Origin of the sequence: Fibrobacter sp. UWB2 (assembly GCF_002210425.1) — a bacterium.
Lineage (GTDB): Bacteria > Fibrobacterota > Fibrobacteria > Fibrobacterales > Fibrobacteraceae > Fibrobacter > Fibrobacter elongatus.
This window is the reverse complement of sequence record NZ_MWQK01000005.1, coordinates 163,808-188,962: the sequence shown is the minus strand read 5'-3', so window position 1 is coordinate 188,962 and position 25,155 is coordinate 163,808. Positions and strand designations below refer to the sequence as shown.

General features: G+C 50.2%; 21 protein-coding genes. 15 read left to right on the top strand and 6 right to left on the bottom strand.

The window, feature by feature from the left end; translation table 11 throughout:
- Nucleotides 1-138: 138 nt before the first annotated feature.
- The 3 genes from B7982_RS11030 to B7982_RS11020 are packed head-to-tail and all read right to left on the bottom strand — an operon-like array spanning nt 139 to nt 4,018.
- Entirely contained in the window at nt 139-1,875 is a 1,737-nt protein-coding gene (locus B7982_RS11030) for an AAA family ATPase (protein WP_088660799.1), read from the bottom strand.
- A 60-nt stretch (nt 1,876-1,935) separates the two neighbouring features.
- A complete protein-coding gene (locus tag B7982_RS11025) occupies nt 1,936-2,769 on the bottom strand; it encodes a ThiF family adenylyltransferase (RefSeq protein ID WP_088660798.1) in 834 nt (277 codons plus the stop codon).
- 25 nt (nt 2,770-2,794) lie between these two features.
- Nucleotides 2,795-4,018 (bottom strand): aminotransferase class V-fold PLP-dependent enzyme, encoded by a 1,224-nt coding sequence (locus tag B7982_RS11020; RefSeq protein ID WP_088660797.1) that lies wholly within the window; start codon nt 4,016-4,018, stop codon nt 2,795-2,797.
- Between the two features lie 199 nt (nt 4,019-4,217).
- On the opposite strand from B7982_RS11020, the gene B7982_RS11015 reads away from it, so the two are divergent.
- Nucleotides 4,218-5,594: an FISUMP domain-containing protein gene (locus tag B7982_RS11015; RefSeq protein WP_088660796.1), complete on the top strand. Its 1,377-nt coding sequence runs from the start codon at nt 4,218-4,220 to the stop codon at nt 5,592-5,594.
- A complete protein-coding gene (epmA, locus tag B7982_RS11010; protein ID WP_088660795.1) occupies nt 5,594-6,565 on the top strand; it encodes an EF-P lysine aminoacylase EpmA in 972 nt (323 codons plus the stop codon). The genes B7982_RS11015 and epmA overlap by 1 nt, the downstream gene beginning before the upstream one ends.
- Nucleotides 6,566-6,616: 51 nt before the next feature.
- Here the strand turns inward: epmA and B7982_RS11005 are convergent, their stop codons facing one another.
- Nucleotides 6,617-7,135, bottom strand: a complete 519-nt coding sequence (locus B7982_RS11005; protein ID WP_088660794.1) for a TlpA disulfide reductase family protein — start codon at nt 7,133-7,135, stop codon at nt 6,617-6,619.
- Between the two features lie 51 nt (nt 7,136-7,186).
- On the opposite strand from B7982_RS11005, the gene B7982_RS11000 reads away from it, so the two are divergent.
- Nucleotides 7,187-8,254, top strand: a complete 1,068-nt coding sequence (locus tag B7982_RS11000) for a type IV pilus twitching motility protein PilT (RefSeq protein WP_088660793.1) — start codon at nt 7,187-7,189, stop codon at nt 8,252-8,254.
- Nucleotides 8,255-8,257: 3 nt separating this feature from the next.
- A complete protein-coding gene (locus B7982_RS10995) occupies nt 8,258-9,460 on the top strand; it encodes a type II secretion system F family protein (RefSeq protein ID WP_088660792.1) in 1,203 nt (400 codons plus the stop codon).
- Nucleotides 9,461-9,721: 261 nt separating this feature from the next.
- Here the strand turns inward: B7982_RS10995 and pflA are convergent, their stop codons facing one another.
- Nucleotides 9,722-10,501, bottom strand: a complete 780-nt coding sequence (pflA, locus tag B7982_RS10990; RefSeq protein ID WP_088660979.1) for a pyruvate formate-lyase-activating protein — start codon at nt 10,499-10,501, stop codon at nt 9,722-9,724.
- A 202-nt stretch (nt 10,502-10,703) separates the two neighbouring features.
- Between pflA and B7982_RS10985 the strand changes: the two genes are divergently transcribed.
- Together B7982_RS10985 and B7982_RS10980 are read left to right on the top strand one after the other, a co-directional pair.
- Nucleotides 10,704-11,192: a hypothetical protein gene (locus B7982_RS10985; RefSeq protein WP_088660791.1), complete on the top strand. Its 489-nt coding sequence runs from the start codon at nt 10,704-10,706 to the stop codon at nt 11,190-11,192.
- A 23-nt stretch (nt 11,193-11,215) separates the two neighbouring features.
- Nucleotides 11,216-11,914: an MBL fold metallo-hydrolase gene (locus B7982_RS10980; RefSeq protein WP_088660790.1), complete on the top strand. Its 699-nt coding sequence runs from the start codon at nt 11,216-11,218 to the stop codon at nt 11,912-11,914.
- A gap of 128 nt (nt 11,915-12,042) precedes the next feature.
- Here B7982_RS10980 and pflB read toward each other — a convergent pair whose 3' ends face one another.
- Nucleotides 12,043-14,298, bottom strand: coding sequence for a formate C-acetyltransferase (pflB, locus tag B7982_RS10975; protein WP_088660789.1), 2,256 nt, complete (start codon nt 14,296-14,298; stop codon nt 12,043-12,045).
- A gap of 365 nt (nt 14,299-14,663) precedes the next feature.
- On the opposite strand from pflB, the gene B7982_RS10970 reads away from it, so the two are divergent.
- The 9 genes from B7982_RS10970 (at nt 14,664) to B7982_RS10930 (ending at nt 24,942) form a co-directional block, all read left to right on the top strand.
- Entirely contained in the window at nt 14,664-15,671 is a 1,008-nt protein-coding gene (locus tag B7982_RS10970; RefSeq protein WP_088660978.1) for a family 16 glycosylhydrolase, read from the top strand.
- 118 nt (nt 15,672-15,789) lie between these two features.
- Nucleotides 15,790-16,275, top strand: coding sequence for a hypothetical protein (locus B7982_RS10965; RefSeq protein ID WP_088660788.1), 486 nt, complete (start codon nt 15,790-15,792; stop codon nt 16,273-16,275).
- A 199-nt stretch (nt 16,276-16,474) separates the two neighbouring features.
- A complete protein-coding gene (gene alaS / locus B7982_RS10960; RefSeq protein WP_088660787.1) occupies nt 16,475-19,123 on the top strand; it encodes an alanine--tRNA ligase in 2,649 nt (882 codons plus the stop codon).
- A gap of 209 nt (nt 19,124-19,332) precedes the next feature.
- Complete coding sequence (locus B7982_RS10955; protein WP_088631133.1) at nt 19,333-19,782, top strand: zinc ribbon domain-containing protein; 450 nt, start codon at nt 19,333-19,335, stop codon at nt 19,780-19,782.
- Between the two features lie 116 nt (nt 19,783-19,898).
- On the top strand, nt 19,899-20,693 hold the full coding sequence (locus B7982_RS10950; RefSeq protein WP_088660786.1) for a MetQ/NlpA family ABC transporter substrate-binding protein: 795 nt from the start codon (nt 19,899-19,901) through the stop codon (nt 20,691-20,693).
- A gap of 9 nt (nt 20,694-20,702) precedes the next feature.
- The gene (locus tag B7982_RS10945) at nt 20,703-21,512 is read left to right on the top strand and encodes a methionine ABC transporter ATP-binding protein (RefSeq protein ID WP_014545774.1); all 810 of its coding nucleotides are present in this window, start codon (nt 20,703-20,705) and stop codon (nt 21,510-21,512) included.
- Nucleotides 21,509-22,195 (top strand): methionine ABC transporter permease, encoded by a 687-nt coding sequence (locus B7982_RS10940; protein ID WP_073423734.1) that lies wholly within the window; start codon nt 21,509-21,511, stop codon nt 22,193-22,195. The genes B7982_RS10945 and B7982_RS10940 overlap by 4 nt, the downstream gene beginning before the upstream one ends.
- Before the next feature lie 174 nt (nt 22,196-22,369).
- On the top strand, nt 22,370-23,458 hold the full coding sequence (locus B7982_RS10935) for a GGDEF domain-containing protein (RefSeq protein WP_233138515.1): 1,089 nt from the start codon (nt 22,370-22,372) through the stop codon (nt 23,456-23,458).
- A gap of 44 nt (nt 23,459-23,502) precedes the next feature.
- Nucleotides 23,503-24,942, top strand: coding sequence for a DEAD/DEAH box helicase (locus tag B7982_RS10930; protein WP_088660784.1), 1,440 nt, complete (start codon nt 23,503-23,505; stop codon nt 24,940-24,942).
- Nucleotides 24,943-25,155 lie beyond the last annotated feature (213 nt).

Here is a 25,155-nt window from a genome sequence, read left to right as displayed (position 1 = left end):
ATGAGTCGTCTGGACTTATGTCTGCATTACGAGCTCTCAACGAAGAGGCTTTGAGGAATGGTTCTGCAGATATGAGCGAAGAAGAAATTGAAGCCGAAATTAAAGCCGCAAGAGCTGAGAGGAAAGGCTGAGTCTATTTTATAGTCCTTTCAAATACTCTTCTACATTCAAATAATTAATATCGCCAAAGCGGTCTTTTGCTCCGCGGTAGATGACGTTCTTGCTTAAGATTTTCCCGTAGCGGAATTCTGTTTCGGCACATTTCTTAGGGTCAAGCAAATGGCGGCATTGTTCTTTAGCAATTTTGTCACTATGCTTGATTTCGTAAATTTCGGAACAGGCATTTTGTGGGTCGAATACCACCATGTCGAATTCGCCGACGGCAAACTGCAATTGGAAAACTTGCTTTGTGGGTTTTGCAATTTTGGTTTCCAGGAGTACGATCTCTTCCATCATGCGTCCACGGATTTCATCGAGAATTCGTTTCTCGATTGCCATACGCTCAATAATCGGAACTTGTTTGAACGTCTCATCTAGCAAAAGGCTCTTGATGAGTGCTGATGCTTGGGCGTAACGGAGTCCTGGTTGCGAAAGAACTGTACGTGTACGGTGCTCGTTCAGGTTGGACATGTTGACAATATCGATGTCGCAAGTCAAATCGAGTAAGTCAAGATATTCCTTGATTTCTATGCGGTGTGGTTCGCTGATTTCTACAGATTGTTCTGCTTTGTCCTTGATGAGCAAAAGATGTTTTAGTTGTTTTGTAAAAGCGTTGATATCGATGCGATCGAGAATGTCGGTAGGCTTGTTTCTGTCGCGACGCAGATTCGATGCCGATATTCTTAAATCGCTTGACTTGAATTTTTTAGTCAGTACGTCTATGGTAAATCTGTGGTTGACATCTTCTACGATGCGGTTAATGGCACTCGTCAATTCGCCCGCATTGTATAGATCTTGCAATGCGCGGAAATGCCCTTCGTGCTGGTAGCATTTGAGGGAATGTTGGATGTTGCGTGCAATGGCGGAATCCACGTAATCGTTTGCGCTTTTTTGTGTGGCAAAAGTAAACTTGTCTGTGTTGTAGTTGCTCCCGCCCATGCTCATCGTTCCACCGAACTCGATAAATTTATCGATGCCAGCAATTCCAAGAACGTTTTCAAATTCGCGATAGGGAATGAATGTCGTGTGCAATAAAATGCAACGATCATAAAGTTGCTCGTCTTCGGAAAAAACGAATCCCAAGGAATCGGTTCCCGATAGGACCACTTTCATGCCGCCGGCGGCGAAAATATCGGAGAATAATGCGGCACCTTCGATGAAATCGTTTAGCAATGTCACTTCGTCAATGAATACGTAACGAAAACCAAGCAATTCTAATTGTTTCAGGTCGTGGTTGACGTCGGCGAGCGAATGTCTAGAGCTCAGCTGGATAAACGCCGTTTTCTGTTGCATGTCGGCAGACATTTCGCCAATTAGTTGGCGGATGAGCGTCGTTTTGCCTGTGCGACGTAGCCCGTATAGGATGAGAACTCGGTCGTTGTTTTCTCCGTAAATGTAATCGTGGAGCGCGCCGAAACATTCGCGCTTTTTCCATTTCATGACGGGTTCAAAAAAACGGGTGAGTTGTGCTCCGATTTTTATGTCGGTTTTGAAATCGGGTTTTGCTGAATATGGTGCTATATTTTCAGCGACCATCAGTTGCTGAATGTTTTTTGACGAGTTCTTTTTCGCTTTTTCTGTTGCAATTTTTGCAGCGAGTTCCGCAAATTCATCATCCTTGACACGGCGACTGTGCTGTTTGCCGTTTTCGGTCCATTGATAGTAAGCGTAACGCTTGCCGTTGATGGTCTTAAATGTAATTCCGCCGATGCTCATGCTCTCTCCTTTTAACTTTAATTTAACTTATTAAGTTAAAAAAGTCAAGAGCAAGTTAAATCACTCGGCTTGCGTTAGTGCTTTCTGATAAATGTCGTTCATCACAAGACCTGCAATCATAAAGCCGAAAATGGCCGTGGCATGTGCCATGGTGCCGTTGATTTGAGCCTTGCTGCTACACCATTCGTGATCGACAAGTTCGGCGTTCTTGAGTTCCGCTTCGCTGCGTTCTTGGCGGACTTTAGGACACATGCAGGCGTCGGTTCCGCAAGAAGAATTTTGACCGCGATTTTTTAAGAGTTCGTCGCTATAAACGCAAAGTACTTTTTTCTTGAGCCACAATTTTTTTCGCTTGAACTTGTCGCGAAGTGCGCGTGCGAGCGGGCAACCTGTAACCTTCCAGAATTCAGCGACCTTGATTCGCGTGGGGTCCATCTTGAGGGCGGCTCCCATCGACGAGAATACGGTTGCCTTGGTGTGCGTGGCGTGCCAAAGCAACTGCATCTTGTTTTCGAGGCTGTCGATAGCGTCGATGATGTAATCGAATGTGTCTAGCTGGAACTTGTCCGTATTCGCTTCTTCGTAGATGTCTTGCAGTGCGACGACGTTTGCGTGCGGATTGATTTCTAACAAGCGGTTTTTAAGCACTTCGACTTTGACTTGGCCCACGGTTTTGGTGGTGGCCATCAGCTGGCGGTTTACGTTGGTGACGCACACGCGGTCAGAATCGACGAGCACAAGTTCCTTGATGCCGGAACGCACCAGGCTTTCGGCACACCAGCTGCCGACTCCGCCGAGTCCAAAAATGATGACGCGTTTTTGGTAGATACAGTCCATAACATCGTCTCCGAGAAGGAGCGATGTGCGGTTGAAAATGCCTTTTTCAATTCCCATGAGAATCCTGCAAAACTGGCGGAATTTAGGCGAACAGACGGACGACGCGCTTGATGCCTGCAACAAAGCGGTCGATGTCGCGTTCGAGCGTGTAAACGCCAAAGCTCAGGCGGAGCGTTGCATCTAGCCCAAAGCGGTCCATCACCGGTTGTGCGCAATGGTGCCCGCTACGTACTGCGACGTTTTCTTCGTCGAGAATCATGGCGGCATCACCGACGGCAATTCCGTCCAACGTAATGCTGATAAGCGCTCCGCGTTCCTTCGGGTTGCCGAGGACTTTCACTTGCGGGATTTCGGCGAGTTGTTGCAGTGCGTACTGCGTAATTTGTTCTTCGTGCTTGCGGATGTCGTCAAGGCCGACGTTGTTCAGCCATTCGATAGCTTTTCCGAGACCGATGACTTCGGCAATGGCAGGCGTGCCTGCTTCAAAGCGTGCAGGAACATCCGCATAAGTCGTTTTTTCGAACGTGACGTTCTTGATCATTTCGCCACCGCCATGCCATGGCGGCATGCTGTCGAGCACGTCGTACTTGCCGTAAAGAACGCCGATGCCAGTCGGGCCGTACATCTTGTGGCCGCTGAACGCGAGGAAGTCGCAGTCGAGCTTCTGCACGTCAATCTTGATGTGGCTAGAGCTCTGGGCGGCGTCTATCAAAACTTTTGCTTGCGGGGCGAGCTTGCGAACGGTTGCAATGATTTCTGCAATCGGGTTCACGGTGCCGACGGAGTTGCTCACGTGGGTAACGGCGACCATCTTGGTGCGTGGCGTGAGGAGCTCGGGGAGCTTGCTCAAGTCCAAATCGCCATCATCGCGGACGGGAATGACCTTGATCTTTGCACCCTTCATTTCGGCGACGAGCTGCCAGCTCACAATGTTTGCGTGGTGTTCCAAACCGCTGATTAAAATTTCATCGCCCGCTTCGAAGAACTTGCGTCCGTAGCTCCAGGCAACGAGATTGATGCTTTCGGTAGTGCCGCGAGTAAAGACGATTTCGTCTTCGGATTTTGCGTTGATGAACTTCGCAACGTCTTTGCGGGTCTTTTCAAAGGCTTCTGTGGTGCGTGCGCTGAGGCGGTAAACCCCGCGCTTCACGGAGCTGTAGTGCTCGCGGTAAAAATCGTCCATGGCGTCGATGACGCTTGCGGGCTTCTGGGTCGTGGCGGTGCTGTCCAAAAAGGCGAGCGGCTTTGCTTCTTTGTCGCCTGCGACCAACATCGGGAATTCATTGCGTAAGACTTCTGCGTTCATGCGCCAAAAGATAGAAATCCTCTATAGCCGGAGTCAAATTCAAGTAAAATATTATTAGGGTTCAAGATTTTTTTTGATTATTCATTAGGGATTGTTTATAATTCGTTATATATTAAAACTATTCATGTATCATCCCGACTTAGGATTTGTCATCCCGAGCGAAGTCGAAGGATCCAGTTAAGTTTTAAAAGAGGTTTAGATGAAGAATCTTTTTATAGCAAGTTTGATTTGTTCTGCAATTTTGGCGCAGGGTGGTTTTGCCCAGGAAGCGCTCCGCAAGGCCGTCGATTCCAATAACTGGAAAAAGGTGAAAAAGATTGTCAATTCCGGCGAACTCGAAGAAATCTATTGCGGCAAGATGTCGGCAAAGAATGCAACGAACATTTATGGCAAGCATTTTAAGCAGATGCCGGATGAAGCGTTTGCTGCCTGCCCGTCCCAGTTTGCGTATGGCTTTGGTCCGAAGGTGTGCTCGATGGCGAATGCCGCGAATGCCTGCTCGGGTGTCATCAAGTATTTGCTCGCCGATGGCGAAAAGGGGAGTGCAAAGGCTCTCAAGACGCTTGACGAGGTAGCTAAGGCTGCAACGAAGACGAAGGCTTTTGGAAAACAGTCGCTCGTGAGTGTCGATACCACGGTCTGGAAACCGTGCCCCAAGAAAGGCGCTGCACGAACAAAGTGCATTGCCCAGTGCAAGGTGGATGCGAATTCTTTGATGGCCATTGACCATGATGTGAATTGCAAGACGAAACCTGAACAGATGGTGGACAAGACGATTAAGGTCTACAAACCGTCTCCGGTATTTGCAAGCTTGCGCGAAGGTCTTTCCGAAGGCTTCTGGAAAGCTCCGATGTCTGTTGCCGGTACGTATGCCGCACTCTCTGGCAAGTATGCCAAGGTGCTTTCGATTCCCGATACCGCTGTGACGGGTCTCCATTACGTGAAGACGTGGGCCGCCAAGCATAAGGGAGCTTCGCTCCCGGGCGGTCAGTTGTTCCGCTTCTGCACGGCCTGGAAGGGCAAGGTCGATCCGATTCTTTCTGAAGCAGGCTTCAGCACTCGCTGCCCGGTGTTCAAGAACTTTGTGGACAAACGTGACAAACAAGTTTACAAGGTCAAGGAAATCGGTGGCGTAGACTGGTTCGTCGAAAACTTGAACTACAATGATCCTGATGGCTCGATTTGCTACGACCGCGACGATGCAAATTGCAAGACGTTCGGCCGTCTCTACACGCAAGAATCCGCCAAGAAGGCTTGCCCGGCAGGTTACCATCTCGCCACGGATGCGGATTGGAAAAAGCTTGAAGAATACGCCGGTGGCGCACGCTCTGCAGCGCTCAAACTCAAGAGCAACGGCAGCGACGATTACGCATTCACGGCCATGTTCGGTGGTTACGCTAACAAGACCGGCGTCTGCACGACGATGGGCGAGGGCGCCTACTTCTGGACTGCTGATTCCGAAGAGGATTCTCGCGGCAAGGCTCGCACAATGTTTAGCTCCGATAAGGATGTCGGTTCCATCTCCGTGGACCCGAGTTTCTATCTTGCGGTCCGTTGTGTAGCCGGAGCTGAGTAATGGAAAATTTGAACTCGGGCGCGTTTGCGCCCACTTGCACGCGTGAAACTTGGGTCAAGCGCCAGGCGCTGATGGCCCGTGTCCGAGATTTCTTTGTTCGTCGTAATGCGCTCGAAGTCGAGACGCCTGTGCTTTCTGCATACGGTGGAACGGATCCGCAGCTCGATTACTTTGAGATTGAAGACCCGAAGCGGTTCATGATGACGAGCCCGGAATTTCACATGAAGCGTTTGCTTGCTGCAAAGTTCGGTGATATCTTCCAGATTACAAAGTCGTTTCGCAAGGATGAATTTGGCGGCCACCACAACAACGAGTTCTCGATGGTGGAATGGTACCGCGTGGGTATGCCTCAGGACAAACTCATGGACGAAGTCGAAGACCTCGTGAGTGAAATCATTGGAACCAAACTAAATGCCCGCCGCACCCGCTGGATTGATGCTTTCAAGAATTACGCTGGCGTGAATCCGTTTTGCGAAAAGCTTACAGACTTTGCGGATGCTTGCCGCGCTCGCGAGATTCCCGTGCCCGAAAAGAGCGAGACGCTCACGCGCGAAGACTGGTGGGACTATCTCATGGTCTTCCTCGTGGAACCTGCGCTCGCAAGCAATGGCCCCGAGTTCATCTTGGATTACCCGCCCTCGCAGGCGGCTCTCGCACAGACGTACGTGGATGATGAAGGTTACACGTGGGCTCGCCGCTTTGAGCTTTTCGTGAACCAGGTGGAACTTTGCAATGGTTACACGGAACTTACGGACCCGGTGGAACAACGTCGTCGTTTCTATGCTGATTTGGAAATTCGTAAGGGGATGAACAAGCCCTTACCGCCTATTGACGAACGGTTCCTTGCAGCTCTTGAATCGGGAATGCCTGCTTGCTCTGGTGTGGCTCTCGGGCTCGACCGCCTGTTCATGCTCGCCCTCGGTAAAGAAGAAATCGCTGACGTGATCCTCTTCCCAAGTCCGATAGCTTAATACGCTCTTCGTCATCCTGGAGCGTAGCGATGGGATCCATTATTTTTCGTATTACAATCCCAGCAGTCTTTTTAGCTCGTGGCGGACTTTCAGTTCGTTGAGCACTCCGACATCAACGTGCTGGATCTTGTCGTCCTTGTCGACCACAAAACTCACGGGAATTACTCCTGGGTTCCCTAGCGCCTTAAGCGCGTCGTAGTTCCAGTGGAGCATTGTCCACGGAATATCCATGCTCCTCTTGTACTTGCGGGCGACCTTCTTGGAGTCGTCCTCGTCAATCATCAGAATCTTGAGGCCCTTCGGTCCGAATTCCTCGTTGAACTGCTTGAGTATCGGAAGTTCCGCCCTGCATGATGGGCACCAGGATGCGGTTAGAACAATAAGTGTTGCGGTCCCCTTTTCACTGGCATAGTCCGATTTGCCCCCCATTACATCGTCGGCTGCGAAGTTCACGACGGTCTCTGGGAAGTTCAGGTTGTAGCGGGACTTGGCCTCGAACGCATAAAACGCGAAGCCGAGGAAAATGATTGCCCCTACCCATGCGAGTATTTTATAAGTGGATGAACGCATTGCATAAAGAATTTATGAAATTTTTGGGCTTTTTAAATTATATTCTAGAGCATGGCATATAACATTCAAGATCTTTTAGCAGAAATGGTCAAACGTGGGGCGTCCGACTTGCATATTACGGCCGGTGCACCCCCTCTTATTCGTCTTTCCGGCAAGCTTACCCCAATCGGGGAGAACAGGCTCAAGCCCGACGAAACCATGCGTATGACTTACAGCTTGATGAATGAAGCCCAGAAAAAGACTTTTGAACAGCAAAAGGAATGCGACTTTTCATTCGGTATTGCAAATCTTGCGCGTTTCCGTGCGAACGCCTACTTGCAGCGTGGCTGCGTGGCGCTTGCCCTCCGTATTATTCCGCTTGATATCAAGACGTTCAAGGACCTCGGCCTCCCGAAGATTATGGCCGAATTTACGACGCGTCCTTCTGGCCTTGTACTTGTGACGGGTGCTACCGGTTCTGGTAAGTCCACGACTTTGGCGGCCATGATCGACAAGATTAACAAGGAACGTCACGACCACATTCTGACGGTCGAAGACCCGATCGAATTTTTGCATAAGCACCAGGGCTGTATGATCAACCAGCGCGAAGTCGGTAGCGATACGCACAGCTTTGCCCAGGCCCTCAAGATGGCTCTCCGTCAGGACCCGGACGTGGTGCTCATCGGCGAAATGCGTGACTTGGAAACTATCCGCTCGGCACTTACGATTGCAGAAACGGGTCACTTGACTTTTGCAACGCTTCATACAAACTCTTGTGTGCAGACGATTAACCGTGTGGTCGACGCCTTCCCGAAGGGCGAACAGCAGACCGTGCGTACGCAGCTCTCGTTCGTGCTCCAGGGCGTTATCTGCCAGACCCTTTTGCCAAAGATTGGTGGTGGCCGCGTGATGGCGTACGAAGTCATGAACGTGACGCCGGGTATCCGCGCTTTGATTCGCGATGACAAGGTGCACCAGATTGAATCCATGATTGAAATTGGTCAGAAGTTCGGCATGAATACGATGAATATGTGCTTGTGCGACCTCGTCAAGAATCACAAGGTCGACCGCTTTGATGCACTTGCCCGTTCGTCGAGCCCGGACCAGTTGGAACAGTTGTTTGTGAAGGAAGGGGTGTAATCGATGGCTGAATTTTTGTACAAAGCCCAAAATTCGCAGGGCAATAACTTTGAAGGTACGCTCGAAGCAAAGGACAAGGCCGAAGCCGAAGCCCTTTTGCTCCGCCGTCGCTTGATTATTACAAGCCTCAAAAAGAAGCCGACCGAAATCAAGATTAAGATTGGTTCTGGCATCAAGACCGAAGACATTACCCGTTTTACGCGTATGTTCTCGTCTATGTGCTCGGCTGGTCTTCCGATGCTTCAGTGCTTGAACATTCTCGAAGCGCAGTGCGAAAACCCGGAACTGAAGAGCGTTGTGCATAAACTTACGCAGTCGATTAACGGCGGTTCTTCTTTGGCTGATGCATTGGCGCAGCATCCGAAGGTTTTTGACTCCCTGTATTGCAACATGGTGGCCGCCGGTGAAGCGGGCGGTATTCTCGAAGGCATCTTGGCTCGTTTGGCCGAAACTCTCGAAAATAACCAGCGCCTCAAACGCAAGGTGAAAAAAGCTTTGACATACCCGATCATGGTTATCATTGTGGGTATTCTCGTTGTGATTGCGCTTATGACGTTCGTGGTGCCGACGTTTGCAGAACAGTTCGCCGCTCTTGATGCAGAGCTCCCGGCCCCGACGCAATTCGTGATGAATATTTCTGATTTTATACGTAATAATGGTGCGTTCTTGTTTATCGGACTAATCATAATCATCTTTGCCTATAAGATGATCATGCGAATCCCGCAAGCGCAATTTGCGATGGATAAGTTTACGCTAAAAATGCCGAAGTTAGGCGATTTGCAGATTAAGTCTGCAACGGCGGGCTTCTCGAGAACGCTGGGTACGCTTCTGAATGCCGGTGTGTCTGTGATGGATGCCTTGAAGGTCGTGGCGACAACTGCAGGTAACAAAGTTGTTGAAAAGGCAATTTATAAGATATCGATTGGTATTGCAGGTGGTAAGTCAATTGCCGAGCCGATGGAAGAAGTTGGCATTTTCCCGCCCATGGTGATCCAGATGACGGGCGTCGGTGAAAAAACCGGTAACCTCGGCGGTATGCTTTTGAAACTCGCGGACTTCTACGATGAAGAAGTGGATGCCGCAGTCGATGCCGTCGTGAGTATGATTGAACCGTTGATCATCGTGTTCTTGGGTGGCGCCGTCGGCTTCCTCCTAATTGCAATGTATATGCCGATGTTCAGCATGGGCGACGCCATCAAGGGCTGATCTTTCGCCGAAAGCCGTCGCGATAGTTCGTCACAGCTTCGCTCACGTATAACAATACGCTACGCGAAGCTGATTCCTGCTCTCGCTAGGCTTTAGGCAAAATCTCGATTTAAATTTAAAGACGGGGCTGCGCGCTTCGTCTTTTTGCATTGTCATGCCCGCCGCTGAGCGGGCATCTCCTTTTTTGCGCTGTCATCCCGGCCTTGTGCTGGGATCGCCATCTCGTATAACAATCCTTTCCTACTTCCTATCGCCTACTGCCTACTTTTTCATCCAGCCCGTGTATTTCGCGGTTTCAAGAATTTCGTTGGCGTTCTTGACACGGTCGGCGGTCGGGGTTTGCGTGTCCTTTAGCGCGTAGTCAATTTCGAGTTCTTGGTACTTGCTCAGCGCAAATGCGTGATAGGGCAGCACTTCGACGCGCTTGACGTTGCTTAATGTGCGGATGAAGTCGCGGGTGCGTGTGAGGGCTTCGTCGTTGTCGCTGTTTCCCGGGACGAGCACGTGGCGGATCCAGATGGGCTTTTGGATGCGGTCGAGGTAACGGAAAAATTCGATGATGTTTTCGTTGCCGTGTCCTGTGAGTTCCTTGTGTGCGTCTGCGTCGATGTGCTTAATGTCCACGAGTAAGAGGTCGGTGGATTTCATCAAGCGCTCGATTTTAGCAAACGGTTCGCCTGTGGGTCTGAATGTGACGCCGCTCGTGTCGACACACGTGTGGACTCCTGCCGCTTTTGCTGCTTCGAAGAATTCAATCATGAAGTCAATTTGTGCGAGAGGTTCGCCACCGCTCACGGTGATGCCTCCGTCGGTTCCCCAGTAGGGCTTGTAGCGCAAGGCTTTTTTCAGTAGGTCTTCTGCTGAAATTTCGAACGATCCGTTCGCAGTTCCGTTTGCGCTTTTGGTGCCAAAGTCCCAGGTTTCCGGGTTGTGGCAGAACTTGCAGCGCATGGGGCAACCCTGCGTAAAAACGACAAAGCGGATTCCCGGTCCATCGACCGATCCGAACGTTTCAAGCTTATTGATTCTTCCGAGAGTCATGGTGTAAAAATAAAAAATGAACCACATTTTTCGGAGGTCTTACCATTTGGAATAGCATGTTTTTTATAAAAGGTTCTATATAATACGAACCACGCAAAAAACAGTGTTGACGGTGTGAAAAAGGGTGAAAATTTGTATAAAATAAGAGAATCCTGGAGTAATCTGTTCTTATATTTAAAGAAAAGATGAGGAGGAAATCTTTATGAAGAAATCATTATTTGTTTCGATTGCGGCAGTTGTTGCTTTTGTGATGCTTGCCGCTTGTTCAGATGATTCTGGCGTGGATAATGGCGCTGGCGGTTCTGCAGGCTTAAACACGGAATCTCAAAAATCCTCTGATTATGAGGTGGGCGTGGGCTCTTGTGGTGGCGGGCATTTGGAAAAAAGAGCTGAATGGGGTGATGAATCTGTTGATTTCGTGATGAACGAAGATGGTTCTGCAACCTTTACGATTAATACAACATCGGTTTGTGGAGAATATGGGCATGTAACAGATGTCAAATTGGAACGTAAGGAAGACTCTTTATTTGTTCATGATTTTTTCGAATATTATCCAGACGATCCGCAAGTGCCTAAGTATAATTGCCTCTGTTTTGCTGATTATAGAATTAAAGTTCCTGCGGAGTATATTGGCGTGAAATATCTAAATTTCAATGGTGTTTACGATATTGTTTATAAAGAACAGGAATAAGGATATTTTCTATCTTTGGCACCGTGCCGAAAATAGTAAAGCTCACGGATAGAATCCAATATTTGCAAGTTTCATACGAGCCGCTGAGTGCGGACGTTGTGGCGGTGCGTGGCGATAGCGCTTGGTGGATATTTGACGTGGGCGCGTGCGATGAGGCGGCGCAGTTTATCAATGAACTGCCACGCGTTCTCGTAGACGATGCGGCGAATCTTGCAAAGCGTGACAATGGAGCTAATCTCGCAAAAAACGTTGTCATTTCGCATTTCCATCGCGACCATTTGCTGAATGTCCAGCGCATGTGCGGTGGCGAGATTTCGCTAGACATCAATGCGCTTTACGTGGGCGCCTACACTTCAAAAACGTTCGGTGAAATTGAAGGTGTTGCGAAGAACGTCGTGATGGAACCGTTTGCGTTTGACGATGGTGTGCAAATTCAAATTTTGCCGATGCCTAATAGCCATGCTAAAGGCTCACTTGCGCTCATCGTTGACGATTACGTTTTCTTGGGCGATGCGACTTACCCGATGGTGGGGCATGGTTCGCCGGACGTCTATAACGTGCAGATTTTGGGCGAGCAGATAAAGATCTTGAAGTCGCTCACGTCAACGCGTTTTTGCTTGAGCCATAAGCGTGGACTTGTGCGCGATAAGACTTCTGTGATTCAGTTCCTGGAATCTGTTTACGCTCGCCGTCAGAAGAACGAAAATTACATCGTGGCGTAGAACCGGCGCCTTCCCATTTTCCGCGGCTTTTCGCCGCATCTCAACGCGCGCATTTCCTCATAAATCGGCATTCCCCAATAACAAAAAAGGTTCCCTTTCGGGAACCTTTTTAAGCTTTTTCCAAGCGATTAGAGCACGCCGTGTGCCTGGCGGGCAATCACGTCGAGCTGCTGTTCGCGAGTGAGCTTGATGAAGCGCACGGCGTAGCCAGAAACGCGGATCGTGAAGTTCTGGTATTCTTCCTTCTCCGGATGTTCCATAGCGTCCTTGAGCTTTTCGACACCGAACACGTTCACGTTCAAGTGGTGGCTGCTCTGGCCGAAGTAACCATCGAGAACCTGCACGAGCTTGTTGGTACGTTCTTCGTCGTCGTGACCGAGAGCGTCCGGGTTGATCGTCTGCGTGTTGCTGATACCGTCGAGAGCGTATTCGTACGGAATCTTGGCGACAGAGTTGAGAGATGCCAAGAGGCCGTTCTTTTCGGCACCGTAGCTCGGGCTTGCCCCCGGAGAGAACGGTTCACCCTGCTTACGACCATCCGGGAGTGCGCCCGTGGCCTTACCGTAAACAACGTTACTCGTGATGGTAAGGATGGAAGTGGTCGGTTCAGAGTCACGGTAAGTCGGCGTGTGCTTGATCTTAGCCATGAATGTTTTGAGGAGCCAAACAGCGATGCTGTCTGCGCGGTCGTCGTCGTTTCCATAACGCGGGAAATCGCCTTCGATCTGGAAGTCTTCGGCAAGGCCCGTAGCCGGGTCACGGATGACCTTGACCTTAGCGTACTTGATTGCAGAAAGGGAGTCGACAACGTGGCTGAAGCCTGCGATACCCGTTGCAAACGTACGGCGAACGTTGGTATCGATGAGAGCCATTTCGGCAGCTTCGTAGTAGTACTTGTCGTGCATGTAGTGGATCAAGTTGAGCGTGTTCACGTACAAGTGAGCGATCCAGTCCATGTAGAGTTCAAATTTGTGGACGACTTCATCGTAGTTGAGGTATTCGCTAGTGATAGGCGGATATTCCGGGCCAACCTGCGTACCCTTCACGAGGCATTCATCCTTACCGCCGTTGATGGCGTAGAGAAGCGTCTTGGCGAGGTTTGCGCGGGCGCCGAAGAACTGCATTTCCTTACCGGTCTGGGTTGCAGAAACGCAGCAGCAGATGCTATAGTCGTCACCCCAAATCGGGCGCATCGTGTCATCGTTTTCGTACTGGATGGCGCTGGTCTTCACGGAAATTTCTGCAGCGAACTTCTTGAAGCTGGCCGGGAGGCGCGGGCTGTAGAGAATCGTGAGGTTCGGTTCCGGAGCCGGTCCCATGTTCACGAGCGTGTGCAAGAAGCGGTAGTCGTTCTTGGTCACCTGATGGCGACCGTCCTGGCCAAGGCCAGCAACTTCGAGCGTAGCCCACACCGGGTCACCGCTGAAGAGTTCGTTGTAGCTTGTGATACGAGCAAACTTCACCATGCGAAGCTTCATCACAAAGTGGTCGATGATTTCCTGAGCTTCGACTTCGGTGAGCGTGCCGTTCTGCAAGTCACGCGTCATGTAAATATCGATGAAGGTCGAAACACGGCCAACGCTCATGGCGGCACCGTTCTGCGTCTTGATGGCAGCGAGGTAACCGAAGTAGAGCCACTGCACAGCTTCGCGGGCGTTCATAGCCGGCTTAGAAATGTCATAGCCGTAAATCTTGGCCATGGCCTTCATGCCTTCGAGAGCCTTAATTTGTTCGGCAAGTTCTTCACGTTCGCGGATAACGTGTTCGCGCATATCCGTTTCATCGGTCAGAGCCTTGTCGGCCTTCTTCTGGGCGATGAGGTAGTCGATACCGTAAAGAGCAACGCGGCGGTAGTCGCCGACGATACGGCCACGGCCGTAGGTGTCCGGAAGACCCGTGATGATGTGGGCCTTGCGGGCCATACGCATTGCTGGTGTGTAGGCATCAAAAACGCCCTGGTTGTGAGTCTTGTGGAATTCCGTGAAGATGCGGTGAAGTTCTTCGCTCGGCGTGTAACCGTAGTTCTTGCAAGATTCTTCAGCCATCTTGATGCCGCCGAACGGCATGAATGCGCGCTTGAGCGGCTTGTCGGTCTGGAGACCTACGATCTTTTCGAGATCCTTAGTTTCTTCGGCAATGTAGCCTGCCTGGTGGCTTGTGAGAGTGGAGACAACGTCTGTGTCCATGTCGAGGACGCCACCCTTTGCAATTTCTCTCTTCTGTAAGTCCTGGAGTTCTGCCCAGAGCTTGTTCGTAGCTTCGGTCGGACCTTGTAAGAACGATTTGTCGCCATCGTATGGAGTATAGTTCTTTTGGATGAAGTCGCGGACATTGATTTCTTCCTGCCAGCGACCGCCTCTAAAGCCAAGCCATGCTTCCTGCATAGTAACCTCTTTTGTCTCGAACCCTGCTGTCAATACAATTAAAAAGTTGTTTAACTTTTAAGCGTTGTAGAAAAAGGTGGGCCCGAATTTGTGCTTTTTTCTATCGATTTTTTTGTAAAACGCAATATACATATTAAAAAAGGGGCGGGCAAGGTATAAAATGCACCAAATTAATCAAAAGTGACTCCTCAAAATGCTTACGCAAAGCTTACATGACCAATTTTTGAAAAAGTCGGTTTTTTATGTAAAATTGTTGCAAAAATGTGTAAAATACGGATGATACAGTTAGTTTTAAAATGCCTCTCGACACGCGTGCTTCATGCTCGAACAGAAGCTATCTTATGAACAGAAAGAACGAGGTTATTATGAAAAAGATTCTCATCCCTATGGTTGCAATGGCATTCTTCGCCGCTTGCTCCGATACTAACGACAATGCTTTCCCGGCCGCTCCGGTTGCGGGTGCATCTTCCAGCTCCGAGGCTACTCCGGTTGCAGGACAGTCGAGCTCTGATGCAACGCTTTTGCCGACAGACCTTTCTTCTAGCTCGGTTGACGCTCTTCCGGCTGTTTCTTCTAGCTCGAATGGCGCCGCTCAGTTCACTTATGCCGTGCCGACGCTTACTGAACTTGACCCGACGAAGGAATACTCCTTCTACGGTGCTGAACTTACCGGTAAGGATCAGTTCAAGTATGGCCGTTTCGAAGCCCGCATGAAGATGGCTGCCATCTCTGGTTCCGTGAGCTCCATGTTCGTTTACTACGATGACTCCTGGGAAAAGGGTGAAAAGCCGTGGAACGAAATTGATATTGAAGTTTTGGGCAAGGCCGCAGACAAGTGGCAGTCCAACATCATCACTCGCGAAGGTGACCCCTCTATCAAGGCCAACACCTCTTCCGAAAGCAAGCCGCTTCATGAATTCGGCTTTGATGCCACGCAGGATTTCCACCTTTACGCTATCGTCTGGACTCCGGAATACGTGTCCTGGGAAATCGACAGCGTCGAAGTCCGTCGTGATGAAATTGGTCTCAGCCGTGGTACTCACGCCGATGCTGACCAGGTTGCATTCTTGACTGAAGACCAGTCTCTCCGCTTCAATCTCTGGGCCTCCAAGAGCGCCGCATGGACTGGCAAGTGGGCAGGCGGTATCGGTCTTCCGGTTGAACAGCAGATTGACTACGTCCGCGTTTACTCTTACGATGCTGCAACGAAGGGTTTCACGATGCTCTGGCAGGATGACTTCAATGGTGAAGACTTGGATCCAGAACATTGGGACCGTGGCAACTGGGAAATGGAACGCGTGAACCTCCGCCCGGACAATGTCCTCGTCGAAAACGGTGTTTGCCGCCTCATCTTGGACTACGAAGCTAACTAACAAGTTTGGTGTATAGAAGTAAGCCTCCCGGAGAAATCTGGGGGGCTTTTTTTATAAAACATTTTTTTGCTTTTCTCAAAACGTAAATGATTGTATATTGGTCTAAAAAGAGGTAATCATGAAAAAACTTTTCCTTACGGCTCTAGCCGCAATCTCGCTTGCCTTTATGGCTTGCGCTCCTTCTAAAATTGAAATTCAGGAAGCATCGTCTATGAGCGATGTCCTGATCGAAGTGCGTCAGGTGCTGAATGATTCTATTAGTTTGTATGTTGGTAACGTTTTTTATCTGAACTCTAGGCAGATCGTTGCCGACGAAATGTTCCCGCTAGAAGCGAGTACGCGCGATCCGTCGGAATTCGAAAAGTTGACGCCGACGGATGTCATTAACAGCGATGAAGAATTCTTGAGCTATCTGCGCCGCAAGGCTCCGGACATGATGAACGTGGGCATCGTGATTGGCGAAACCGCTTATAACGAAGTTGGCTTTGAAGAGGCTATCGCCGTTGAAAAGCTCACCAAGATTTTCCAGAAAATCCAGGGTGGCTCGCTCACGCTCTTCCACGAAAAAGAAGGCCACCTCACCGACATGAAAAAGATTTATTAGTTGTTGGTCAGTAGTCATTAGTCAATAGTTATTGGTACATTGTCATGCCCGCCTCCGTGCGGGCATCTCCTTTTTTTTCTAATTTGAGCTCCTTCGGAGCTCATTTAGCTCGGCTCAGCAATGTCAAAGCAACAAGTTGCTTTGCCGCTGCGTTCGCCTTTTGCTAAATTTGGGCTCGTAAAAAATCAAAGGAATAGCTATGTCCGAAAAAATGACTTCTGCGCAAGTGCGCGAATCCTTTATCAAGTTCTTCGAATCCAAGGGCCACCTCTTCGTGCGTTCTTCGCCGGTGGTTCCGCATGACGACCCGACGCTCATGTTCACGAACGCGGGCATGAACCAGTTCAAGGCCATCTTCCTTGGCGACAATCCGAAGGGCTGGAAGCGCGCATGCAACAGCCAGAAGTGCCTCCGCGTGTCTGGTAAGCACAACGACCTCGACGTCGTGGGCCGCGACAACTACCACCACACCTTCTTCGAAATGCTCGGTAACTGGAGCTTCGGTGACTATTATAAGAAGGAAGCTATTTCCTGGGCTTGGGAACTCCTCACTGAAGTTTGGAAGCTCCCGAAGGAACGCCTCTTTGCAACCGTCTATCAGGATGATGACGAAGCTTGGCAGATTTGGAAGGACGTGTCCGGTCTTCCGGATGACCGCATCATGCGCTTTGACGCTCACTCCAACTTCTGGGAAATGGGCGACACCGGTCCGTGCGGTCCTTGCTCCGAAATCCATTACGACCGTGGCGACCTCGCTACGCAGGCCGAAACGTTCAAGGACCCGATCAAGGGCGTGAACGGCGAAAACGACCGCTACATTGAAATTTGGAATAACGTGTTCATGCAGTACGAACGCGTGAGCGACGGCTCCCTCATTCCGCTCAAGGCCAAGAACGTCGATACCGGTATGGGCTTCGAGCGTATCTGCGCTATTCTTCAGGGCAAGACCAGCAACTACGATACCGACGTGTTCACTCCGATTATCGCAAAGATTGCTGAACTCTCTGGCGTTCCGTACAACGATGGCGAAGCCGGCACCCCGCACCGCGTGATTGCCGACCACATCCGCGCTATTTCGTTTGCTATTGCTGATGGTGCTCTTCCGTCTAACGAAGGCCGTGGCTACGTGCTCCGCCGCATCCTCCGCCGTGCTAGCCGCTTTGCTCGCTTGCTCGGTCAGAAGAAGCCGTTCATTTGCCAGCTCGTTCAGGTGCTTGCCGACACGATGGGCGATGCCTTCCCGGAAATCCGTGAACGCAAGGAATTTGTTGCTAGCGTGATTAAGAGCGAAGAAGAAAGCTTTATCCGTACGCTCGACGCTGGTCTCGAACGCTTCGCCGCTATCTCTGCCGAACTCAAGAAGGGCGACAAGATTCCGGGCGACAAGGTGTTCCTCCTCTATGATACTTATGGATTCCCGCCGGACCTCACTGGCATTCTCGCCGAAGAAAAGGGCCTCCTTATCGATGAAGAAGGCTATGAAAAGTGCATGAATGAACAGAAGGAACGTGCCCGTGCCAACATGAAGCAGGGCATCAACACGATGGGTACCGAAGGCTGGACGCAGTACAGCGAAGCTAGCACGAACTTTGTCGGTTATGAACTCTCCGCTTGCGAAACGAAGGTTGTCCGCTGGCGTGAAGACAAGGGCGTTTTGAGCATCGTTCTCGAAACCTCTCCGTTCTACGCCGAAATGGGTGGCCAGGTTGGTGATAAGGGAACGCTCGTTTCCGCCGACCTCGAAATCCAGGTGTTCGACACCGTGAAGGTGAACGATACGGCCCTTTGCCGTGGTAAGGTTGTGAAGGGCGAAGCTAATGAAAAGACGATGGGCGCCGTGTTCATGGCAACCGTCGATAACGATCGTCGCGCTGACATCCGCAAGAACCACTCCGCAACACACTTGCTCCAGGCCGCTCTCCGCGAAGTGCTTGGCACTCACGTGCAACAGCAGGGTAGCTTCGTTTCGAACGAACTCCTCCGCTTCGACTTCAGCCACTTCAACGCCATGACCGCAGAAGAAATCCAGAAGGTCGAAGACATCGTGAATGCCAAGATCATGGAATGCTTGCCGGTCCACACCGACGTGATGGACGTCGATGAAGCTAAGGCTAGCGGTGCTATGGCTCTGTTCGGCGAAAAGTATGGCGACAAGGTCCGCGTTGTGAAGATGGGTGACGCTGGCGTCGAATTCTCCCGCGAACTTTGCGGTGGCTTGCATGTGCAGAACACTGGTAACATCGGCATGGTGAAGATCGTTTCTGAATCTAGCGTGTCCGCAGGCGTGCGCCGTATCGAAGCCGTTTCTGGCCGTGGCGCCTTGAGCCTCCTCCGCGCTGGTACGCAGATCCTCAACGCTCTCCGTGAACAGCTCCGCTGCAAGGATGCCGAAGTTCTCGACCGCATCCAGCAGACGTTTGCCAAGACGCAGAACCTCGAAAAGAGCCTCCAGTCCGTGAAGCTCGAACTCGCAACGCTCGCCGCTGCCGAACTCTTGAACGGTGGCATCAACGTGATGGGCGTGAACCTCTACGTTCGCGAACTCTCCTTGCCGGATGAAAAGTACAAGAACTTGCTCGACGGCGTTCAGAACAAGCTTGACGTCGATAGCATTGCTGTGATTGCGAACAAGGACAACGGTTCTGGTAGCATCGCCGTGATGGTTGGCAAGAATGTTCAGGCCAAGGGCATCAAGGCTGGCGACATCGTCAAGGATCTCGCTAAGGCTTGCAACGGTAAGGGCGGTGGCCGTCCGGACCGTGCTCAGGCTGGTACCCGCGAACCGGAAAAGATTGCCGAAGCTATCGCTAACGCTAACAACTGGATTCGCGCCAAGTTGGGTGCTTAGTTAGACGAAAGAATCTCAAATTTTTCAGGCGGCCTTAGGGTCGCCTTTTTTTGTTTGTGGACCGGGGGGCCGCGCGCTTCTCGGTTGCGCGTCTCTCGTAAAAAAGCAACAGCCTGTTGCTTGCTTTTGCTATAGCTTGGTTCTATATTATACTCGTCAAAAGAAATGATAAACGATTAAAAATATTTTATTTGCAAAAGGAGAATATTATGGAAGTACGAGAAGTCTTGCTTAAGTTGCGCTCGAATCAAAACCTGACCCAGGACCAGATGGCCGAACGCTTGCATGTAACGCGCCAAGCTGTGAGCCGCTGGGAAACTGGCGAAACCCAGCCGAATACCGAAATGCTCAAAGTCATCTCCCGTGAATTCGACGTGTCCATCAACACGTTGCTCGGCGCTCCGCGCCAACTCTTCTGCCAATGCTGTGGAATGCCTCTCAGCGAAGATTCCATGATCAGCCGTGAACTGAACGGCGAATTCAACGAAGATTATTGCAAGTGGTGCTATACCGACGGTAAGTTTGTTTACAACGACAAGTCGGTCCTCCTCGATTTTCTGCTTTCGCACATGCCCAATCCCGACAATACTCCCGACGCAGAACGCCGCGCCTTTTTCGACAAACACCTCTCGCAACTAAAGCATTGGAAACAAGCGTAAAGCGTTTTGCATAAAATACGTATAGAAAAATCTTATAAAACGCTATAGTTAAATATATCTTGCTGATAACTCTTGCTAATCCTATCTTTTGTGCGAAAAAAAATAGGAGAGTAAAAATGAATATCAGTAAGATTATTTTGTCTGTTGCTTTTGCCGCTATTGCTGCGTTTTCTGCCGATGTCATCAAGGTTGGTGCGACTCCGGAGCCGCATGCTTCCATCTTGAACTTGGTTAAGGATGACCTTGCCAAGGCGGGTTATGAACTCAAGGTTGTTGAGTTCACAGATTACGTGACTCCGAACGAGGCGCTGGAATCTGGCGAATTAGATGCCAATTACTTCCAGCATTTGCCTTACCTCGAAAGTTTCAATAAAGAAAAGGGGACGCATCTTGTGAATGCGGGCGGCATTCATGTGGAACCTTTCGCACTTTATCCGTCGAAGAATTCCAAGAAAAAGGTCAAATCGCTTGCGGATTTGAAGAAAGGTGCAACGATTGCGATTCCGAACGACCCGACCAACGAAGGGCGCTCCTTGCTTTTGTTGCAGGCTGCTGGTCTTATTAAGCTTGATCCAAAGTCTGGCATCACTGCAACTCCCATTGATATTACCGAGAATCCGAAAAAGCTGAAGTTCAAGGAACTGGAGGCTGCTTCGCTCCCGCGCGTTTTGCAGGATGTGGATGCGGCAGCCATCAACGGCAACTATGCGATTCCGGCAGGTCTTAATGCATCGTCTCATGGTTTGTTTGTTGAAAATGCGAGTTCGCCTTACGTGAATGTTATTGCGGTCAAGGCGGGTAACGAGAAGTCTGCAAAGATTCAGGCCTTGGTGAACGCCCTCAAGAGCGAAAAGGTCAAGAATTGGATTAAGGGCAAGTACACCAAGGGCGAAGTGGTTCCCGTTTTTTAGATTGCGTCAATGCAGCTTAGGCTCGAACATCTCAATAAAACATACACGACAAAACGCGCAAGCGTCACGGCAGTCAAGGATGTTTCCCTTGATTTTCCTGATAATTCCATCATCGGCATTATCGGCAAGAGCGGGGCTGGCAAATCTTCGCTGTTGCGGCTTGCGAGTTTGTTAGAAACTCCCGATAGGGGCGAGGTCTATTACGATGGCGTTCGTGTGGACCATTTGCCAAAAAAAGAGCTGAACCGCCGTAGGCTCGAAATCGGAATGATTTTCCAGAATTTTAATTTGTTCAGTTCTCGCACGGCAGGCAAGAATGTGGCGTTCCCGCTGGAACTTGCAGGTTGGAACCGCCGCGATATCGACGCTCGCGTCAAAGAGATGCTTGCGCTTGTGGGCCTTGAAGACCGCGAGAAGTCGCCGATTACAACACTTTCGGGCGGTCAAAAACAGCGCGTGGCGATTGCACGTGCCTTGGCACCGCGGCCGAACATTCTTTTTTGCGACGAAGCGACGAGTGCGCTCGACCCGCAGACGACTCACGAAATTCTGGACTTGATTAAGAAAATCCACGCAGGAATGAATCTCACAGTGGTGATGATTACGCACCAGATGGAAGTGGTGCGCGATGCTTGCCAATATGTCGCTGTTGTAGACAAAGGTTATGTTATCGAGACGGGTGCGGTGTCGGATGTTTTCCGTTCGCCCAGGCACGAAATCACTCGTGAATTTTTGTCGAACATCCGTCGCGAAGAAATCACAGTGGATTCCGCTATCGCTTATTTGCAGGCTCAAGGTTACGAGGTGAACAAAAGATGAGTCCTATAACAGAATTGGTTTTGCAATCGACTTGGGAAACTGTCGTCATGGTTTTCTTTTCGACGTTGTTCGCGATTCTTCTCGGATTTCCTCTTGGAATTTTCTTATTTGTCACATCCCCGCGCGGTATCGCTCCCAAAATTATTCCGTATCAATTAATTAGCCGTATCGTGAATGTGCTGCGTTCGTTCCCGTTCGTGATTTTGATGATTGTGCTGTTCCCGCTTTCCCGTGTGGTGTTGGGTACGGCGATTGGAACTGAGGCAACGATTATTCCGCTATCCATTGCGGCGGCCCCTTTTATTGCGCGCTTGACCGAAACGGCGTTGAACGAGGTGGACAAGGGTGTCATTCAGGCGGCTGTTGCCATGGGCGCATCCAAACGTCAGGTGGTGCGAAAAGTGTTGATTCCCGAAGCGCTTCCATCGATTATTTCTGGTGTTACTTTGACTATAATCACGCTGATTGGCTATTCGGCGATGGCGGGGGCAATCGGCGGGGGTGGTCTTGGTGATCTAGCCATCCGTTATGGCTACCAGCGTTTCCGTACTGACGTAATGATCGAATCGGTCGTTATCATCATTGCGATGGTGGAGGTTATCCAGTTCCTCGGCAACAAGGCGGCAACTTTGGTGGTGAAATACCCTATCGGGAGTTTTGGACGCCAGAAAAGTCCTAAATAATTTCTTGAAACTTCTTTTTTTTTGTTGCAAAAAGCGTTTTTCTGCGGAACCCTTATTGCCAAGATTGCCTAATTATAATGTATAATTAGGGAGCAGGTTGGAAATATGGAGCCGTTATTTAATCTAGAAAGCATTTATGTTACAAACGTAATCGGGATAGTTCTGATTGCTGTCATGATTGTTTGTAATTTATGGCGTTTCCAGACGCGCAGCCGTGCGGACCAGAATTTGCTATTGATGATGTTCCTTGCTCTCACGAGCTGCATAGCCGATCCGATTTCTTATTCGATGAAGGGCGTGCCCGGCCTTGTTCCAAAGATTGCCGTTTATGCGACGAGTACGTGGCTTTTTGCGGCGAATATGCTTGCAAGCTTTTTCTGGGTGCGATTCCTTTCGTTCCATTTGAATGGTGGAATCCCGCGCCGTTCTAGAATTGTGCTCGACTCAATTGTTGCCGTTGGCATTACTTTGCTCTTGATAAATATCTTTACGCCGATTGTATTTTCTATCGACGAGAACAACCTTTATTCGAGAACTGATCTGTACGCTTTCTTCTTAGTGGTAGATTACTTGTTTGTCGTTTATAGCGTTGTGGTTTATATCAAGGCGCGCGCGAAAGGCGGCATTCTCAAGTTTTTCCCGATTTGGGTTTATCTCGCGCCGATTCTCATCGGTGGCGTGGTGCAGTCGCTTTATTATGGCATTTCTGTGATTCCGACGAGTATCGCCGTCTCGATTGCGGGCGTGCTTGCGAGCCTCCAGAACGAGATGATTTACCATGACCAACTGACAGGTCTTTTTAACCGTTCCTATTTGAATTACCTGTTGGACAAACTTACGGACCGGACGAAGTTGAACATTACGGGTATCATGATTGACTTGAATGGGTTCAAGCGTATCAACGATGAATTAGGCCATGCGGTGGGTGACGATGCGTTGGTGATAACGGCCCGAATCCTGAAATCGGCGGTGGGTAACGCAGGTAGCGTAGTTCGCTATGCGGGCGATGAATTTATTATTTTGTTGAATACTCAAGATGACGTTGCAATAGAAAATTGCCTTGCTCGAATCCGCCACTCTTTTGATAAATTCAATAAAGAAACTGACAAACCCTACAAACTTTTTATTTCTGTTGGCTTCCACAAGTTCGACATGAAGAACGAAAGTGCGGATGCCTTTATTAACGCTGTTGATGAGCGCATGTACGAGGATAAAGAAGCGTTCTATGCCGCTCATGCCGAAATGAATCGCCGTAAGCGTTAACTTTTCGAGAGGCGTGAGCCTCTCTTTTTCTATCTTTGCGCAGTATGAAATTTGAAGAACTTCCTTTGGCAAATCCGTTGCAGCGGGCTGTCCGCGCTGTTGGTTACGAAACCCCGACCCCGATTCAAGAACGTTCCATCCCGAGCCTTCTCGAAGGCAAGGATCTCTTGGGAATTGCTCAGACGGGAACCGGTAAGACGGCTGCTTTTGCTCTCCCGATTTTGCAGCGACTTTTGGATTCCGGGAAGTTCCGTTCTCCCAAAACTTGCCGTGCTTTGATTTTGTTGCCGACGCGTGAGCTTGCGATTCAGGTGGAAGACTGCTTCAAGGAATATGCTCAGTTCACGGCAATTTCGACGGCGTGCATTTTTGGTGGCGTGAACGACAATCCGCAAAAGCAAAAGCTTATTCGCGGTGTCGATGTGCTTGTCGCGACTCCGGGACGTTTGCTGGACTTGATTGGTCAAAAGGCTGTATCGCTCAAGAAACTTGAATTCTTTGTGCTCGATGAAGCTGACCGCATGCTCGATATGGGCTTTATCCATGATATCCGCAAGGTTGTCTCGATGCTCCCGCAAGACCGACAGAATTTGTTCTTTAGCGCTACGATGCCGGAAGAGATTTCGAAACTTGCAGCGACGATTTTGCGCCCGAATCCGGTGCGTGTCGAAGTTGCTCCGCAGAGCACTCCGATTGAACGCATTCGTCAGGAACTTTATCGCATTGACAAGCGCCGCAAGGGAGCTCTCCTCAAGGAACTTTTGGCAGAACATCCTGAAATGAAAAAGGTGCTTGTCTTCTGTCGTACAAAGCATGGTGCAGATAAAATTGTGCGCGTGCTTGAAAAGGCTGGCATCAAGTGTGCCGCCATTCACGGAAACAAAAGCCAGAACCGCCGTCAAGAAGCTCTCGGAAATTTCAAGTGTGAACAAATTCGAGTGCTCGTGGCTACAGATATTGCAGCACGTGGCATTGACGTGGATGATGTGAGCCATGTGTTCAATTACGACTTGCCGAATGAACATGAAACGTTCGTGCATCGCATTGGCCGTACGGCTCGTGCGGGCAAGGAAGGCGTTGCCATTTCGTTCTGCTCTCCGGACGAAGAATCCGATTTGCGCGGGATTGAAAAGCTTACTCGTGTGAAAATCCCGGAAGGCGATCAGAGCATTTACGAGAAGCTCCCGCCTCCGCAAAAAGAAACTGCCGAAAGCATGATGCGCAATTCTCGCGGTCGCATGTCGCGCGAAGAAGCTCAGGCCCGCGCTGCGGAAACTCGCAATAAACAAGGTTCGCATAAGGATAATCGCGGTCCTCGCGGTCGCAAGGACAATCGCAATGAAAATCGCGAGAATGTGACCGTACAAAATGCTCCGGCTGACAACACCCCGAATCCGCAAAACGGCGGTCGCCGTCATCGCCGTAACCGCCCAGGTTCCCGTGCTCGCCGCCGCATGCGCGAATCGCAATCCCAACAACAGTAAAATCTCGCTCGCGGGCGCAATACCCGCGCATCTCGTTATCTTGTCATGCCCGCCGGAGCCTGTGCTGAGTGCAGTCGAAGTAAGCGGGCATCTCCTTTTGCATTGTCATCCCGGACTCCGTTCCGGGATCGCCATTCCATCGTATTGTCATGCCCGCCTCCGAGCAGGCATCTCCCTTTACATTGTCACCCCGGATTTATTCCGGGGTCGGCA